Raw genomic sequence first — 15,781 nt, 5'->3', positions numbered from 1 at the left:
TAATTCCAGATAAATCTCCCCAGATGGACAAATCTCCTTGTAGAAATTCCTACAACATGGAGGGGACAACCTGATCCGGTGGCCGGTGGCCGTCCTCGAATGTCTTGATATTCAAAAGAACTTTTTCACCCATCTCGAGACGCCCTTCGAGGGTGGCGGAGCCCATATGCGGCAGCAGCACGACGTTTTCCAACTCGCGCAGGCGCGGGTTGATGTCGGTGCCATGCTCGTAAACATCAAGACCCGCCCCGGCAATCTCACTGGCGCGCAGCATCCGTGTCAGCGCGTGCTCGTCGATCACTTCCCCGCGCGAGGTGTTCACGATAACCGCATCCGGTTTCATCAATTTCAGGCGCCGTGCGTTCATCAGATGGAAGGTCGACGGCGTGGAAGGGCAATTGATGGACAGCACATCCATCCGCGCCACCATCTGATCAAGACTTTCCCAATAGGTGGCCTCAAACCGCTGCTCGATCTCCGGGCGCAGGCGGCGGCGGTTGTGATAATGGACCTGCATGCCAAAGGCCGCTGCGCGTTTGGCCAACGCCTGACCGATACTGCCCATGCCCAGAATGCCCAGACGCCGCCCCGCAAGCCGCCCGCCCAAGAGCGCCGTCGGTGACCAGCCCTGCCAGTCACCTTTTTGCATGACGGCGAGGCCTTCTGGGATGCGGCGCACCACCGCCATGATCAGCGCCATCGCCATATCGGCGGTGTCATCGGTCAGCACGCCCGGTGTGTTGGACACCAGAATGCCGCGCTGGCGCGCCGTTGCCACATCAATATGATCAACCCCGGCGCCATAGTTGGCGATCAGTTTCAGCCGGTCTCCGGCCTGTGCCAGCAATGCGGCATCAATGGTGTCGGTCACCGTCGGCACCAGCACGTCGGCATCCTTCAGCGCGGTCGCCAGTTCGGCCCGGCTCATCGGCGTGTCGTCCTCGCGCAAGCGCACATCGAACAATTCGCTCAACCGGGTTTCAACCGGCTCCGGCAACCGTCGCGTTACGACAACACTCAGACGTTCTCTTGCCACTGCTGCTCTCCCTCGGCTTTGCAATCTCTCTGGCCTCATGGCATCGTGGCGCAGGACGCGGGCAGGCACAAGAACCATCCCGCGCCTCGGCCCATCTGACGCGGCTTTCTTTTTTCAGACCTCATCGCACCCGGACATCAGATCAGGGGCAGGTCGGCAAAAAAACGCAGCGCTTTCGGATTGGTCAGGCAGGTAACAGGCAGCAAAAAAGAAGCGAGCAGGCAGTGAACATTTCGGCATCTTATCTGCGGTCCCGGCTGGCCGTGGTCGCCATGATCATGATTGCAATGACCGGGGCGCTCATCCCGGTCGAGGGTGCCGCGCGCGATGAGCGTGGTCCGGTGACCAATCTGCCCCTGCCCCGCTTTGTGTCGATGAAAGCCGCAGAGGGAAATGTGCGCCGTGGCCCCTCCCTCACCCATAAGATCGACTGGGTGTTCAAACGGCGCGGCATGCCGCTGGAGATCACCGCTGAATATGGCCATTGGCGCCGCGTCCGTGACCGCGATGGTGCGGGCGGCTGGGTGCATTATGCGCTGCTGTCCGGTGCCCGAACCGTGCTGATCGAGGAAGACATGCTGACGGTTCACGCCCGCCCCGATAGCGGCGCGCCGGTCACGGCCGCCTTTGAGCTGGGCGTGGTGGCCCGATTGGGCAAATGCGAGGTCAGCTGGTGTTCAATATCGGCCGGCGGCTATCGCGGCTGGGCGCCGAAGGAAAAACTCTGGGGCGTGGCCCCGGACGAGCTGCGCGACTAACGCCCTCGCCGCATCAGGCAATCGCCTGCACCGGCCGGATCGCCAGACTGGTGCCACCAAGATCGCGAAAGCTCTTCTGTCGGCAGGAAAACACCAGAATTTGCAGATCATTGGCCTGTAGCGTCAGTGCATCAAACAGCGCCTCGATGCGCGCATCATCAGTATAGACCAGCGCATCATCCAGTATGACTGGAATGCCCTTGCCGGATTTGGCCAGCAACCGGGCAAAGGCCAGCCGCACCATCAGCGCCAATTGCTCCTGCGTGCCGCCTGACAGCTGGGTCAGCTGTTCCTCTGCCGCGCCGCGCGCCAGCTGACTGGGCAGCACGCTGTCGGCATCGACCTGCACCTGCGCCTCAGGCCAGAGCCTGCGCAACAGCGGCGTCAACTCTGCCATCAGAGGCCCAAGATATTGCGCCTGAGCGCCCGCCTGCGCGGCCTCCAGCGCCTGATCAAGACGGCGCAGGGTGGCCACTTCGAAATGCAGGGCCTGCTGCCGGGCCTCCGCGACGGCCAGCTGGTCTGTTACCTCCGCCAGCTCCTCCTCAACCGCGTGACTGGCATGGGCGCTGATGCGCGCATCCAAGACGGCCAGATCGCGCGCCAAATCCTGCAATCGGCTCTGTGCGGTCTCCACCACTGAGCGGGCCCGCTGACAGGCGGCGCGGGCCTGTTCCAGATCCGGGGCGGCAGCGGTCAGCCGGGCATCTTCGGCGCGGGCGTCAGTGACGGTCTGCTCCAAGGCAGGCATCTCGGCCCTGAGGGCGGCCAGCTCTGTTGTGGCGATCTCCGTCTCGCCAAGGGCCTGCGTGGCGCGGTCAAGATCGGCCTCCGCCGCTTTTGCCTCGGCAAGGGCGCCATGTGCGGATTGCTGGACGGCGCCCTCCTCGGTGCGCGCTTTGGCGAGATTGGCCTCCGCGCGCGTCTGAACGGCCTCCGCCTCCGCCAGTGCCGCCTCCAGGGTGGTGCGATCCGGCAGCGGGTCGCAGGTGGCGGTGATCTCCGGCTCCTGCTGCGGGTCAGCGCCACCGGGCAGGGCCGCGATCGCTGACACCAGAGCCTCGCGCCCCTCGGGGGCAAGTGCGCGCTGGGTGGCTTCGCCTTCCTTCAGCCGGGCGGTGGCGGCAAGGCGCGCCTGATGGGCGGCACGGGCCTGTGCCAAGGTCTCAAAATCCAGCTGTCCAAGGGCCGTTGCCAGCGCGGTTTCGGCCTCGGATACAGCCCCGGCGGCATCACTGCGCGCAGGATGCAGCGTGACCGTGGCAAGGCCCGGAACCTCAAGCTCACCGCCATCCGGCAACGCAATCTCGTCCCCCTCCTCGAAATTCTCACCGTTGAGGCGCAGCGTTGCGGTGCGGCCCGGCAGATACCGGACGCTGAGGGCCGCCGCAGAGGCGGCGCGGGCGTGCTGCGCCAGAGTGACGGCCTGCGCCAGATCCTCCAATTGGGCGAGCGCATCCGCATCGACGCCCTGCCCGGCCTGCTGGCGATCTTTGGCCAGTTCGGTCTGGCGCGCATCAAACTGTGCCAGACGCTCGCCCAGCTCCGTGCGACGCAGCTGCGCCTGTTCTGCGGCTTGCGCATGCAGGGCCGCCGCCACGGATTTCCGTGCCCGGGCGACGCTGTCGCGGGCCTGCGCAGCCGTCGCTTCGGCCTGTTTCAGCTGCTGGGCCGCCTCCGCGGCCTGATCTGCGGCCCCGTCACGCCGCTCTGCTGCCTGCATCAGGGCTGTGGTGGCGCGGGCGTGATCGGCAAGGCGGGCGGTCTGTGTTTCGATCCGGGCTGCCTGCCCGTCACGCTGCAACACGGCGAGATCAAGCGCGCGACGGGCCTGCTCGCATTTCTCGCGGTGACGTTCGGCGGCGGCCAGCGCGGTTTCGGCATGCCTTAACCGGGACTGGCGGGCGGCAGTTTCCTGCGGCGCGGCAAGCTCCGCCTGTTCGCGGCGCAAGAGTTGCCGCTGGTCCAGCAGTTGGCGCAGGTCGGCGACCTGCCCGGTCAGCGCATCGCGCCGCTCAGAGAGCGCGGCCACGCGGGCTTCTACCTCGGCGAGCGGGCCGCCCTTGCGGGCGCCACGGCTGGTGACCAAGCGGTCGAGATCGCTGCGCAGGCGGCGGCGCAGGCGTTCCATCTGCTGCCCGCCGGTCACAGCCTCCACCTCGCCACTGAGGGACGACATCAGGTCGCGCCGCGCCTCCAGCGTGTCCTTGGCATCGGCGAAATCGGTCAGCCCCTGCCGCAGCCAGAGCATCCCCACCGGACCATCCTTTGGCGGGGCGATAAGATCGCGCAGCCAGGCCTCGGCGGCATCGGCCTGATGCAGGAGCGTCCCCTCGCGCCAAATGCGCGCGGTGCCTTTGCCTGCTGATTTGGTAAAGCTTTTGGCGATGCGAAAATGGCTGTCCTGATGGGTCAGCTCGACCTCGACCTCAGGGTCGCCACCCGCATGAGGTGCCAGCGCGCGCACCTCTTTGTCCCAGGATTTCGCGTCCTTGAAGAACAGCGCGTGCAGAGCGTCAAAGATGGTGGATTTACCCTGCTCATTTGGCGCGCTCAGCAGGTTAAGACCGGGGCCGATACCGGTGATTTCCACCGGGTCGACAAAGCGGCGTACATTGGTCAGGCGAATGGAGGTGAGCTTCATTCCGCGCCCTCCCGCACGGCAGCATAGAGCCGATTCAGCGCAGCAGCGGCTACATCGCGGGCCTCCTCGGCGAGGGCGCTGTTCTGACTCTCGGCCATCAACGCCTCAGCAGCGACACGCAGCGCGCCAGAGGTGGAAATCTGGTCCAGATCCTCGGTCCGATGTTCGATCCGCACCCCCTCCTCATCAAGGCTGAGATGGCAAAACGCCGGAGCCTGCTCTTCAATAAAGCGCAACAGCTGCATGTGCTGATCTGCGGTGACCCAGCCCCGTGCGCGGATGCGGATCAGACAGTTGGGCCAGTCCTGCGGATCACCCGGCAGCGCCTCCCTGATGAGGGCACCGATATCCTGCCCCGGCGCCAGATCAAGCGCGAGATCCTGCCAGTGGTACTGTCCCACCTCAATCTGGCGCAGCTGTGGTGGCTGGCCCACTCCCGGCAGATCCACCAGAAGACAACTGCCGCGCCCCGGATGTTTGAAGCGATCCCGCTCCGGCGTGCCGGGGTAGCGGCTGTGGGCGTTCAGGGTGAAATCGCCATGCCAGTCGCCCAGTGCCAGATAATCCAGCCGGGCACTGCTGGCGCGGGTGGTGGCGATGGTCTCTGCCCCGTTTTGATCGCGGTCGAAATCCAGCACGGCACCATGGGCCAGGCCGATGCGCAGATGCCCTTCCGGCGTCTCGACGCTGTCCATCCAGGTGGTGCGATCCTGCCCGGCAAAACGGCGTTCACAGGGGGTGGGCAGCAGCGTGGCACCGGGGGCGATCTCAACCGGCGTGGGCTGCATCAGCAGGTGCACATTCTCCGGCGCGTGGCGCTCCATTTCTGCCCAGAGCGGCTCTGCTGCACCGCTGTCGTGGTTGCCGGGGATGATCCACCATTGCACCGGATCCGCTGCCGCCATCGCGGCCAGCGCCTGCCGGATTACCCGCGCCGATGGAGTTTCGGTGTCAAAGAGATCTCCCGCAATCAGCACATGCGCCGCCCCTTCTGCCGTGGCGGTTGCAGTCAATCGGGGCAGGATCCCCTGCCGGGCCTGTTGCAGCGCGGCGCGGGTTTCCTCATCGAATTGGCCAAACCGCTTGCCCAGATGCAGATCAGAGGTGTGCAGCAGGCGCAGACTGGTCATGCGGGGCAAGGTCCTTTGAAGCGGTAGAGAGAGCTGGGTGGAATGCAGAAGTGACAGAGCCGCGCCGGGGCGTCAACGCCGTCTCCGCGCAAGCATCGCAGCTACGCGTATGAGGGGCGGGGTGAAACCATTGACAGAGTGTGACTGACGCGGCAAAAATATTGGATATTTTTCAAAATAGGGATCAAAGCATGTTTGGTCGGCGCGCACGCTCGGAGGAAGATACGGTTGTCGCTGTGCTGGCCGCAGCGCTGCGGCGAGACATCTCCTTTGGTGTGCTGCGCCCTGATCAGAAGCTGAAAATCGAGGCACTGCGCCAGACCTATGGCGGCTCCAACCACTCCATGCGCGAAACCCTGCGGATGCTCAGCGCCGAAGGGTTAGTGGAGGCCACCGCCCAGCGCGGCTTTCGCGTGACCTCCGCAACTGAGGACGATCTGCGGGACATTCTGTTCATGCGGCTGGAGGTGGAGCGGCTGGGCCTGCGGCTGGGGCTGCAGCGCAGCGATGTACAGTGGGAGGGCCGGGTTCTGGCCGCCCATCATGCGCTGCGCCGCACAGAAGAGGCACTGCTGAAAGAGGCCAATGATGCGCTGGCGCTGGACTGGGACATGGCCTGTCGGAGCTTTGCTGCGGTGCTGGTGGAGGCCGCGCAATCGCCCCGGCTGTCGGATATGCAGCTGAAATTCTATGACCAATCGCGCCGGTTCCGGCTGGCACTTCTGCGGGAGGGGCGGCTGGATTTTACCGCCCGCGCACAGCAACAACAGGCGCTGGTGGAGGCGGTTCTGGCGCGCAACACAAATGCCGCCGTGGCGGCGCTGGAGACCTATGTGACGGGTGACATGATGACCGGCACGAGGGGCGTCTGACCCTGCCCGCGCCACGTGGGAACAGCAAACATTGGTGCCCGGATTGGTCCGGCACGACAATCACGAAGAGGGAGGAATAAGACATGACCCATTGGACACGCCGCCGCGCGCTTGCGGCTCTTGGCAGTGCGGGCGCCGTTGCGGGGCTGGCAACACCGGCACTGGCGAGCAAGCGCAAGATCGTGCTGGGGGCGCTGCGCTTTACCAGCCATTCGGCGAGCTTCATTGCGCAGGAGCGTGGCTATTTCGCCGATGCAGGGCTGGATGTGGAACTGCGGTTTTTCCAGGCGGCGGCGCCGATGTCGGTGGCGATTGCGTCGGGCGACGTCGACTATGCCGTCACCGCAATGTCGGGCGGGCTGATCTCGCTCGCGGACAAGGGCGCGATCAAGGTAATCGGCGGTGCCTTGTCGGAGGAGCCGGGCATTGACGGACAGAAGATCCTGGTCTCAGACGCGGCCTATCAGGCGGGCATCACCAGCCCTGCGGCGCTGGACGGTAAGAGCTTTGGCATGACCACGGCGGGATCGTCGTTCCACTACATGGGCTCGCGGATAGCGCAGAAGGAAGGTGTGTCACTGTCCTTCAAGCCGCTGCAAAAGGTCGGTGCGATCATCGGCGCGCTGAAATCAGGGCAGATTGATGCTTGGTCGATCGTGCCCCATATCGCCAAGCCGCTGGCGGGATCGGGCGCCGTGCATATCATTGGCGATGTGGCGGACTATCTGCCCGACTATCAGGTGACGACGGTGTTCACCTCGGCCAGCAACGCCAGCGGGGAACAGCAGATGACCAGCGATTTCCTGAGCGCCTACAGCCGCGGTGTAGCGGATTACAACGCCACCATGATCGACCGGGCCAGCGGTGATGCAGGCGTCGATCAGATGGTCGATCTGATCCACAAATATGTCTACGCAGATCGCCCCCGCGAGAAAGCCGCCAAGTCGATCATCAATGGCACCATGCGGCTGAACGAAGGGGCGGCGCTGAATACCGCCTCGCTGGCGGACCAGCTGGCCTGGTTCCAGTCCGAGGGTTTGGTTGGCAGCGATATCACGCTCGATACCGTGGTGGATCCCAGCTACGTCGACACCATCGGCTGACCTTTGTGCCGGGGCGCCCTGCCCCGGCACATCCTCTTGCGGAGCAACATCATGGATATTCGCCTGTCTGAGGTGGGTCATGCCTATGACAATGTCGCCGTACTACGCGACATCACACTGGATATACCCAGCGGCAAGATTGTCTGTATCGTCGGTCCCTCGGGGTGTGGCAAATCCACCCTCTTGCGGTTCATCGGCGGGTTGGAACGCCCCACCCAAGGCGAGGTCCTGCAGGTGGGGCAGCCGCCCGAGAGCAGCCTTAATCCGCTGACTTATGTGTTTCAGGATTTTGCTTTGCTGCCCTGGCGCACGGTCCGGGGCAATATCAGTCTCGTGCTGGAGGACCACGGCATTCGCGGCGCGGCCGCCGCACGGATCATCGACGATGTTCTGGCGCGCACCAAGTTGAGCGATTTTGCCGGGGCGCTGCCCAAACAACTGTCCGGCGGCATGAAGCAGCGGGTGGCGATTGCGCGGGCATTGGCGGTGAACCCGGCAGTGATGCTGATGGATGAGCCGCTGTCGGCGCTGGACAGCCAGACGCGTGAATTGCTGATGGATGATCTGGTGGCGCTGTGGACACGCACGCCCTTCACCGCCGTCTATGTGACCCATAATCTGGCCGAAGCGGTGCGTCTGGGCCATGCCATCGTGGTACTGTCCCGCCGCCCCGGTCAGATCCGCGAGATCGTGCATCTGGACACACCGCTGGCCGAACGTGCGTTCGGCGATGCCGATCTGGAACAGAAACAGAAATACCTGTGGCAGCTGATGCGTGACGAGGCGCGGGCGGCAGATGCGGAGCTGATGAATGTCTGACACCCGAATGGCCACAGTGCAGCCTGCCCCCAGCACGCAGACGCCCCAGCCACATGCGCCCGTACGCCCGGTCCAGTTTCGCGGCGGCGGCTTTGCACCACGCGGGGCCCGCTGGGTTGGGGCGCTGGTGTTTGTCCTGTTGCTGGCGTTGGCAGAACTGGGCACCCGTCAGGGCTGGATTTCCAATCTGACCCTGCCGCGCCCCAGCGATGTGCTGGCGACGTTGCGGGAGCTTTATGCATCGGGCCTGCTGTGGACCCATGTCAGCGTCTCGCTGTCGCGATTGGTTGTGGGCGCGGCCTTGGGGGCCAGCGTCGGCATTGGCGTCGGGCTGATGATCGGGCTGTTTTCCTATGTGCGTGCCGGGCTGGTGCCCTTGGTGGCGGCACTGTTTCCGATCCCGAAAATCGCGCTGTTGCCTTTGTTTGTGATCTGGTTCGGCATCGACGAAGCCTCGAAATACGCTCTAATCGCCTTTGGCACCTTTACCCCCACGGTGGTCGCCACCTATGGCGCGGTGGACAATGTGGACCGGACCCTGATCCGCATGGGGCAGAGTTTTAATCTGTCGTGGCTGTCGATTGTGCGCAAGATCGTGCTGCCGGGGGCGATGCCCGGTATCCTGTCGGGGCTGCGCATCAGTCTGGCCATTGCCATTATCCTGCTGGTGGCGGCTGAAATGCTGGGGGCAGAGCATGGGATTGGTGCGTATATTCTGGAGGCCGGGTCGCTCTATGATCTGGAACGGCTGTTTGCTGGTGTCGCCGTCCTGTCGGTGCTGGGCGTGCTCGTCAGCAGCCTGATCGGGCTGGTAGAACGCCGCCTGCTGCGCTGGCGCGGCTAGCGATGTGCGAGTCGCCAATACGGGACAAATTGCCCATATTGGCGGCATATCACCCCAATAATCTCAAAAGCGCGGCAATCTGCGCCCTACAAAGCCCATGCCGGCAATTGCACCTGCGCGCGACCTGATTTACACGGGGAGCCATATGAATGGCTGTTGTCCGTGCGGGCTGCCGGTCTGTCAGAGCAGATCTGACACAGAATGACCGCCCCCGCGTCCAAGCTGGACCGCAGCACCCCGTCCATCCGGTGCAGCGTCAATCGCTCACCCAAGTTTCCGATATCGCTGAAAAAAGGTTGTGGAATATGGCAGAAAATTCGACCCCCGACATTTTGTATACCATCGTAGACGAAGCCCCCGAGCTGGCCAGCGCCTCTCTGTTGCCGATCATCCGCAGCTTTGCCGCGGCGGCAGGTGTCTCCGTTGGAACCAAAGACATCTCGCTGGCGGGCCGCATCCTTGCGACCTTCCCCGAAGCGTTGAGCGACGCTCAGCGTCAGAGCAACGATCTGGCCGAATTGGGCCAACTGGTGAAGACCCCCGAGGCCAATGTCATCAAGCTGCCGAATATCTCGGCCTCGGTACCGCAGCTGACCGCCGCGATTGCCGAATTGCAGGCGCAGGGGTTTGGCATTCCTGACTACCCGGCAGATCCTGCAACGGATGCGGAAAAAGAGATCCGCGCGCGCTATGACACCATCAAGGGCTCTGCCGTGAACCCGGTGCTGCGCGAAGGCAACTCGGATCGTCGCGCCGCCCGTGCGGTGAAGAACTTTGCCCAGAGCAACCCGCATTCGATGGGCAAATGGTCTGCTGACAGCAAGACCAAAGTGTCGTCGATGCCCGGCAATGATTTCTATGCCAACGAAGTCTCCGCCACCATTTCTGCGGCGCAGGCCGGGACCGCGAAGATCGAATTCGTCGGCAAGGACGGCGCGGTTACCGTGCTGAAAGACAGCTGGCCGCTGGAAGAGGGCACCGTTGCCGATGCAACCTTCATGTCGGCCAAGGCGTTGTCGTCCTTCCTGAAGGATGCCATCGAAGACACCAAAGCCGACGGCACGATGTTCTCGCTGCACATGAAGGCCACCATGATGAAGGTCTCCGACCCGATCATCTTTGGCCACGCGGTGAAGGCATGGCTCGGCCCGGTCTGGGACAAATTCGGCGCCGAAATCGAAGCGGCTGGCGGCTCTGCCAATTCCGGCCTTGGCGCGGTTCTGGCAACCATCGACGGCCTGCCCAATGGCGATGCGATCAAGGCAGAGATCGCCGCGCTGGACCGTCCGTCCATGTATATGGTGGACAGCGACAAGGGCATCACCAACCTGCATGTGCCGTCCGATGTGATCATCGACGCCTCCATGCCTGCGGTGATCCGGGCCGGCGGCAAGGGCTGGGACGAAGCGGGCAACAAGGGCGACACCAACTGCGTGATCCCTGACCGCTGCTATTCCACCGTCTATGATGAAAGCATCAATTTCTTCAAAGCCAATGGTGCGCTGGACGTGACCACCGCCGGTTCCGTCGCCAACGTCGGCCTGATGGCGCAGAAGGCTGAGGAATACGGCTCTCATCCGACCACGTTTGAGGCACCTGCGGATGGCACCATCCGTATCGTGCTGGCAAATGGCGAGACGCTGCATGCGCATGAGGTCGAGGCAGGCGATATCTGGCGTTCCTGCACCGTGAAAAAGGCCCCGATCGAGAACTGGATCGAACTGGCGATGGACCGTCAGCGTCTGACCGGCTCCGAGGCAATTTTCTGGCTGGACGAGAACCGCGCCCATGACGCAGAGCTGATCAAATACGTGACGCCCGCGCTGGAAGCGGCAGGCAAATCCGACCTGTTCCAGATCATGGCCCCGCGTGAGGCGACCGCCCAGTCGCTGAAAACCATCACCGCAGGCAAGGACAGCATCGCCATCACCGGCAACGTGCTGCGCGACTACCTGACCGACCTGTTCCCGATCCTGGAACTGGGCACCTCGGCCAAGATGCTGTCGATTGTGAAGCTGATGAACGGTGGCGGGCTGTTTGAAACCGGGGCCGGTGGCTCTGCGCCCAAGCACGTGCAGCAGCTGGTTGAAGAAAACCACCTGCGCTGGGACTCGATGGGTGAGTTCTGTGCCCTGGGTGAATCGCTGAACTTCCTCGCCGACAGCAAAGGCAACGCCAAGGCTGGCGTGCTGGGCGCTGCTGCCGAGGCGGCGACGCAGGGCATTCTGGATCACAACCGCTCGCCCTCGCGCAAGGTGGGTGAGCCGGACAACCGCGCCAGCCACTACTGGTTTGCCCGCTACTGGGCCGAGGCGCTGGCCGCGCAGGGTGACGACGCCGCGCTGGCCGCGCACTTCGCGCCCATCGCGGCTGAACTGGCCGCCAAGGAAGAGGCGATCCTCGCCGAGCTGGCAGAGGTTCAGGGCAAGGCTGTGGATCTGGGCGGCTATTTCCACGCTGATCCGGTGAAAACCGCCGCCGTGATGCGCCCCAGCGCGACGCTGAACGGCATCATCGGCTGATCACGCATTGGCGTGATTAGGGCGACATACTGCCCTGAAACCATAAAAAACGCCCGGAGCGATCCGGGCGTTTTTTTCGTTCAGACTGCAAACCCTCGGGTGGAGGTGTCAGGGCGAGCGGCCCCCACGGGCGGGCGCCGCGGCCAGCGCGGATCAGCCGACCATGTCCAGCGCTTCGACCGGGTCGTCGCGTTTGGATCTCGCCGCCTCGACCAGCGCGCGGAAGAGGTTCAGATGGGCGGGCTGGTAGAACAGATGCTCAGGATGCCACTGCACCCCGACTGCAAACCGACGGCCCGGATCCTCGATCGCCTGAACCATGCCGGACTGATCGCGCCCGGTGACACGCAGCCCCTGCCCCAGGCTGCTGACCGACTGGCTGTGCAGCGCGTTGACCTTCAGCTCAGGCACCCCGAGGATACGCCGCAGCGTGCTGTTGTTGGTGATCGTGACCTTCTTGCGGGGGAGCACTGTCTTGTAGTTTTCCAACCCATAGAAGGCATAGGCATCCTGATAGAGCGCGCCCCCGCGGGCCACATTCAGCATCTGCGCCCCGCGACAGATCCCTAGAAGGGGCACATCCTGTTGGGTTGCCTGCCGCACGATATCAGCCTCAAGCGCGTCGCGGTCGGGGTCCAGACGGACCTCCGGCATGATCTGCCCCTTGTAGAGCGTTGGCGCGATGTCGTCTCCGCCACCAATGACCACACCATCCACCTGCGCCAGATCGGCGGCGCGGCCGCTTTGCCAGCGCACGGCGCGACCACCGGCCAGCCAGATGTTCAGGGCCATCAGGGGAAAGATCCGCCAGCCGCTGCGGCGCGAGACGGTGACTGCAATGATCGGTTTCATGCGGCGTCTCCTCGTGCTGCGGTGTTCAGAACCTCGGCCGCGTGTTTGGCCCATTCGCGGTTCAGCAGCTGTTCGCTGCGCGGGCGGCCCTGCCAGGCCTTGATCAGTTGGTCCAGCCGAGTGTCGCGGGCGATCTGTTCCAGCTCTGCCCAGCGGTTCCATTCCTGGCTGATCGACCACCCCGGTTGCCCCAGACGGCAATCCGGCAGACGGTAGTGATAGGCCGGACGGGCGGCGGTTTTGTCATCTTCGCCCAGCGCTTCGCGTACACAATCCGGCGCGTAATCGGCCAGCAGTGGCAGCAGATCCAGCGCGTGGTTTCTATCCGCTGCATGGTCGAGATAAAGAGTGCAGAGCGCCTCCATCGTCTGTGGCGGGTGCTCACAGAGGGCATCGATCAGCGCCGCCGGATAGGGCGCGATAAAGGGCTGCACCCGGCGCGACACGTCGATGCCCGGACTGCGGCGCAGCACCGGATCCAGCAGAGCAAAGGCGGTAAGCACCGGTACGATGTGATCCGCCGTCATATCCGCAACTTCGACGTTCAGATGTACGCCAAAGCCGTTCAGCATACCGTCTTGCGTGCCCGTGGCCCCCGCCTCTGCCAGTTTTGAACACAGACGATCCAGCTGCGGCAGCTGCGATTGCGCCAGCGGTGGCGTCACGATTTCGACAGGGATCAGCGGCTCCGCGAGGGAGAACAGCGCCTTGCCCAGCCCGTGGACTTCGGTCCGGTACCGGCTGTCCAGATAGACCTCGACATCGCCCAGCCGGGTGTTCTTGACATGGGGCTTGGGGCCGTCGATGTCATCCTGCGCGTGGATATCGCCGCCAAGTTCGCGCTGGACGATGTCCTGCGCCTCGGCGGCAGAGAGGCCGCCGAACTCGATCTCGACCCCGACCTTGCGATTATCGGCGGGGGTGCGGGCCCCAGACATCTGCGGCAGCGATTTGACAGCGCCCCGCGCATCCGCGCGTTCAGCCAACCGGCCGTCAAGGGGAGAGGCAAAACCCGCCTCGGTACTCAGATCACTTTCCAACATCATGGGCTCCGTGCTCGCTCACAGACCCAACGTCACCGATGCAAAAATGTTCCACCTCTGCGGGCGCGGGCGCGATCCTGTCGCGTTTTTTACGCTGGTTTGCTGATGGGTGCGGCCGGTCGAAATCCGCTGCGGTGTAAGATAGGCCCCGTCAGATCGACAGTCAGATCAACAGCATCCAGAGGCCGACAACCACCAGCAGCAGGGCAAACCCCCGGTTCATCTGGCGCGCCCGATCATCGCGGAAGATCTGTCGCGCAAGACCCTCGCCGATCCATGTCCAGATCGAAAACGCCACCAGATTGTTCAGCGTGAAGATCAGCGTGATAATCGTGACCAGCCCCAGCTGTCCCGAAGAAAGATGGGCCGCTGCGTCATCGGCTATGCGCGCGGGATCGGCAGGCACCAGAAACTGGCTGAACATCACCGCAATGATCACATAGGCCTTAGGGTTCAGCAGCAGCAACAGCACACCATCGCGAAACCGGGCCGGTCGGGCCTGAAGCTCTGCCTGCAGTCCACCGGCGCGCCACATGCCCCATGCGATCCATAGCACATAACCCGCGCCTGCCATCTTCAACCAAATAAACGCTTCCTGCGCCACCGCCTGAGCCGCCAGCGCCCCTGACCCGATCAGCAGCGTCACCGCAGCCGTAGCAGTATGATAGCCCGTTGTCGCAGGCAGGGTCGCGCGAAAACCAAACCGCGCACCATTGGCCGCAAAAAAGAGATTGCCCGGCCCGGGACTATAGGCCAGCGGAAACAATAACAGCACAAGCGCCAATACCATATCCAGAGTCATTTCCGTGGATCCTCTGCCAGCCTGCCGTCTCAAAATAGGCTGGACCGTGCAGCACGCGCGACCCGGATCCTGCGCAATCCTGCGGAGCGATTGACCGATCTAGGAACACTCTGCCTGATCGCGGCGTTTGTCTGTCAGAGAACCGCGGCACCCTGTCCCGGCAAGGCAGCCGCGCCGTTCAACCGACCCCGCCAGACTGGAGCTTCCAATGCCAACAATTTATGATGCAATCAAGGACGATCACGATACCCACCGCAAATTGCTGACCTCCATTCAGGACAGCAAGGTCGAGGCGCGCGGCGCCCTTTGGAAACGGTTTTACGAAGACGTCAAAAGCCACGCTGCCGCGGAGGAAGAGACCTTCTATTCCAAACTGATCAGCCAGACCTGGGGCCAGGATGCGGCCCGGCATTCCGTGCACGAGCACCAGCAGCTTGATGATCTAATGGAAGAGCTGAATGTGATGAAAATGTCTTCGGATTTGTGGATGACCAAGTTCGAACAGCTGAAGCATGAATATGAGCATCACATGGATGAGGAGGAGAACGAGGTCTTTACCCGCGCCAAAGAGGTGATTTCCGACGAGGAACTCGAAGGCTATGGTACCCGCTTCCAAAAACGCAAGGATGAGGAACGCGGATTGATCGACGAGAAACGCGAGGACAGTCTGGAAGACTGATCCGCCGACCGGAAACCCGCTTTCCGCCTCCCTCGCTCCTGACGCTGGCCTCTCGGCGCCGCGCGCATGGGACCGCAGATCACAGAGAGGCCGCCGACGCGCGGCCTCTTTCTTCGCCTAACGCGCAGGCCAGAGACTACAGCTGCCGGGCGAAGGCCAGCGTCGCCATTGCAGGCAGGGTCAGCAGGGCTTTTGCCGCATCGACGCGCGCCTCTGTATAGTACCCCGGCTCATGCAGAATATTGATGGTCGCAGCAAGCTCGCCGTCGATCAGTACCGGCAGGTTGATCACCGACCCGCAGCCCAACGCCCCAATCAGCTCCGCATCGGGGAAGACCTGATCGATCTCTTCCAGCGTATTCGCAACGAAACTGCGGTGCTGACCATGGACGATCTCAAACCAGTCATTCATTTCAATCGGCTTGGTGCCGGAGGTCGGGTAGTTCTCGGGATCATCGGTATAGGTGCGACAGGCCAGCATGGCGGTCATATCCACCGTCATCACGGTGAACAGCTTTGCCCCGACGGTGGCCTTAGTCAGTACGCAGAGGGCATCATACGCAGCCTCGGCAGTTGTGGCGGCGGCCAGTGCGTCGGTGAAATGGCGCAGCGCCTCTGTCGACAGGGGTACAGACACGGTCTCTGAGATATCTTCCGGCAGTCTATCGTCGGGCATT

General features: G+C 63.3%; 14 protein-coding genes. 7 read left to right on the top strand and 7 right to left on the bottom strand.

The features are described from left to right. Positions 1 to 49: 49 nt before the first annotated feature. Positions 50 to 1,036 (bottom strand): 2-hydroxyacid dehydrogenase, encoded by a 987-nt coding sequence (locus INHI_RS0100145; protein WP_027246281.1) that lies wholly within the window; start codon positions 1,034 to 1,036, stop codon positions 50 to 52. 272 nt (positions 1,037 to 1,308) lie between these two features. Here INHI_RS0100145 and INHI_RS0100140 point away from each other — a divergent pair, with 272 nt between their 5' ends. Continuing rightward, positions 1,309 to 1,794: an SH3 domain-containing protein gene (locus INHI_RS0100140; protein WP_371816088.1), complete on the top strand. Its 486-nt coding sequence runs from the start codon at positions 1,309 to 1,311 to the stop codon at positions 1,792 to 1,794. A 13-nt stretch (positions 1,795 to 1,807) separates the two neighbouring features. Here the strand turns inward: INHI_RS0100140 and INHI_RS0100135 are convergent, their stop codons facing one another. Then, complete coding sequence (locus INHI_RS0100135; protein ID WP_027246279.1) at positions 1,808 to 4,438, bottom strand: AAA family ATPase; 2,631 nt, start codon at positions 4,436 to 4,438, stop codon at positions 1,808 to 1,810. Then, positions 4,435 to 5,568: a metallophosphoesterase family protein gene (locus tag INHI_RS0100130; RefSeq protein WP_027246278.1), complete on the bottom strand. Its 1,134-nt coding sequence runs from the start codon at positions 5,566 to 5,568 to the stop codon at positions 4,435 to 4,437. Before INHI_RS0100130 ends, INHI_RS0100135 begins: the two co-directional genes overlap by 4 nt. Positions 5,569 to 5,759: 191 nt before the next feature. On the opposite strand from INHI_RS0100130, the gene INHI_RS0100125 reads away from it, so the two are divergent. The 5 genes from INHI_RS0100125 to INHI_RS0100105 all read left to right on the top strand — a co-directional run bounded on the left by INHI_RS0100125 (position 5,760) and on the right by INHI_RS0100105 (position 11,728). Further along, entirely contained in the window at positions 5,760 to 6,440 is a 681-nt protein-coding gene (locus INHI_RS0100125) for a GntR family transcriptional regulator (protein WP_014875726.1), read from the top strand. 83 nt (positions 6,441 to 6,523) lie between these two features. Next, on the top strand, positions 6,524 to 7,543 hold the full coding sequence (locus INHI_RS0100120) for an ABC transporter substrate-binding protein (protein ID WP_027246277.1): 1,020 nt from the start codon (positions 6,524 to 6,526) through the stop codon (positions 7,541 to 7,543). A gap of 51 nt (positions 7,544 to 7,594) precedes the next feature. Then, positions 7,595 to 8,362 carry an ABC transporter ATP-binding protein gene (locus INHI_RS0100115; protein ID WP_027246276.1) on the top strand — a complete coding sequence of 256 codons (768 nt, stop codon included), beginning with the start codon at positions 7,595 to 7,597 and terminating at the stop codon, positions 8,360 to 8,362. Continuing rightward, positions 8,355 to 9,206, top strand: coding sequence for an ABC transporter permease (locus INHI_RS0100110; RefSeq protein WP_036766701.1), 852 nt, complete (start codon positions 8,355 to 8,357; stop codon positions 9,204 to 9,206). The genes INHI_RS0100115 and INHI_RS0100110 overlap by 8 nt, the downstream gene beginning before the upstream one ends. A gap of 305 nt (positions 9,207 to 9,511) precedes the next feature. Next, the gene (locus INHI_RS0100105) at positions 9,512 to 11,728 is read left to right on the top strand and encodes an NADP-dependent isocitrate dehydrogenase (RefSeq protein WP_027246274.1); all 2,217 of its coding nucleotides are present in this window, start codon (positions 9,512 to 9,514) and stop codon (positions 11,726 to 11,728) included. Between the two features lie 153 nt (positions 11,729 to 11,881). On the opposite strand, the gene INHI_RS0100100 is transcribed toward INHI_RS0100105, so the two are convergent. The 3 genes from INHI_RS0100100 to INHI_RS0100090 form a co-directional block, all read right to left on the bottom strand. Beyond that, a complete protein-coding gene (locus INHI_RS0100100) occupies positions 11,882 to 12,580 on the bottom strand; it encodes a gamma-glutamyl-gamma-aminobutyrate hydrolase family protein (RefSeq protein ID WP_027246273.1) in 699 nt (232 codons plus the stop codon). Continuing rightward, on the bottom strand, positions 12,577 to 13,623 hold the full coding sequence (locus INHI_RS0100095; RefSeq protein WP_027246272.1) for an amidoligase family protein: 1,047 nt from the start codon (positions 13,621 to 13,623) through the stop codon (positions 12,577 to 12,579). The genes INHI_RS0100100 and INHI_RS0100095 overlap by 4 nt, the downstream gene beginning before the upstream one ends. A gap of 163 nt (positions 13,624 to 13,786) precedes the next feature. Then, positions 13,787 to 14,425: a LysE family translocator gene (locus INHI_RS0100090; protein WP_027246271.1), complete on the bottom strand. Its 639-nt coding sequence runs from the start codon at positions 14,423 to 14,425 to the stop codon at positions 13,787 to 13,789. A 208-nt stretch (positions 14,426 to 14,633) separates the two neighbouring features. Between INHI_RS0100090 and INHI_RS0100085 the strand changes: the two genes are divergently transcribed. Further along, positions 14,634 to 15,104 (top strand): hemerythrin domain-containing protein, encoded by a 471-nt coding sequence (locus INHI_RS0100085; protein ID WP_027246270.1) that lies wholly within the window; start codon positions 14,634 to 14,636, stop codon positions 15,102 to 15,104. A gap of 136 nt (positions 15,105 to 15,240) precedes the next feature. On the opposite strand, the gene INHI_RS0100080 is transcribed toward INHI_RS0100085, so the two are convergent. Continuing rightward, positions 15,241 to 15,780, bottom strand: a complete 540-nt coding sequence (locus INHI_RS0100080) for a hypothetical protein (protein WP_036766699.1) — start codon at positions 15,778 to 15,780, stop codon at positions 15,241 to 15,243. Position 15,781: the final 1 nt, after the last annotated feature.

Source organism: Phaeobacter inhibens DSM 16374 (assembly GCF_000473105.1).
GTDB classification, from domain to species: domain Bacteria; phylum Pseudomonadota; class Alphaproteobacteria; order Rhodobacterales; family Rhodobacteraceae; genus Phaeobacter; species Phaeobacter inhibens.
This window is presented reverse-complemented; position numbering and strand designations above follow the sequence as displayed.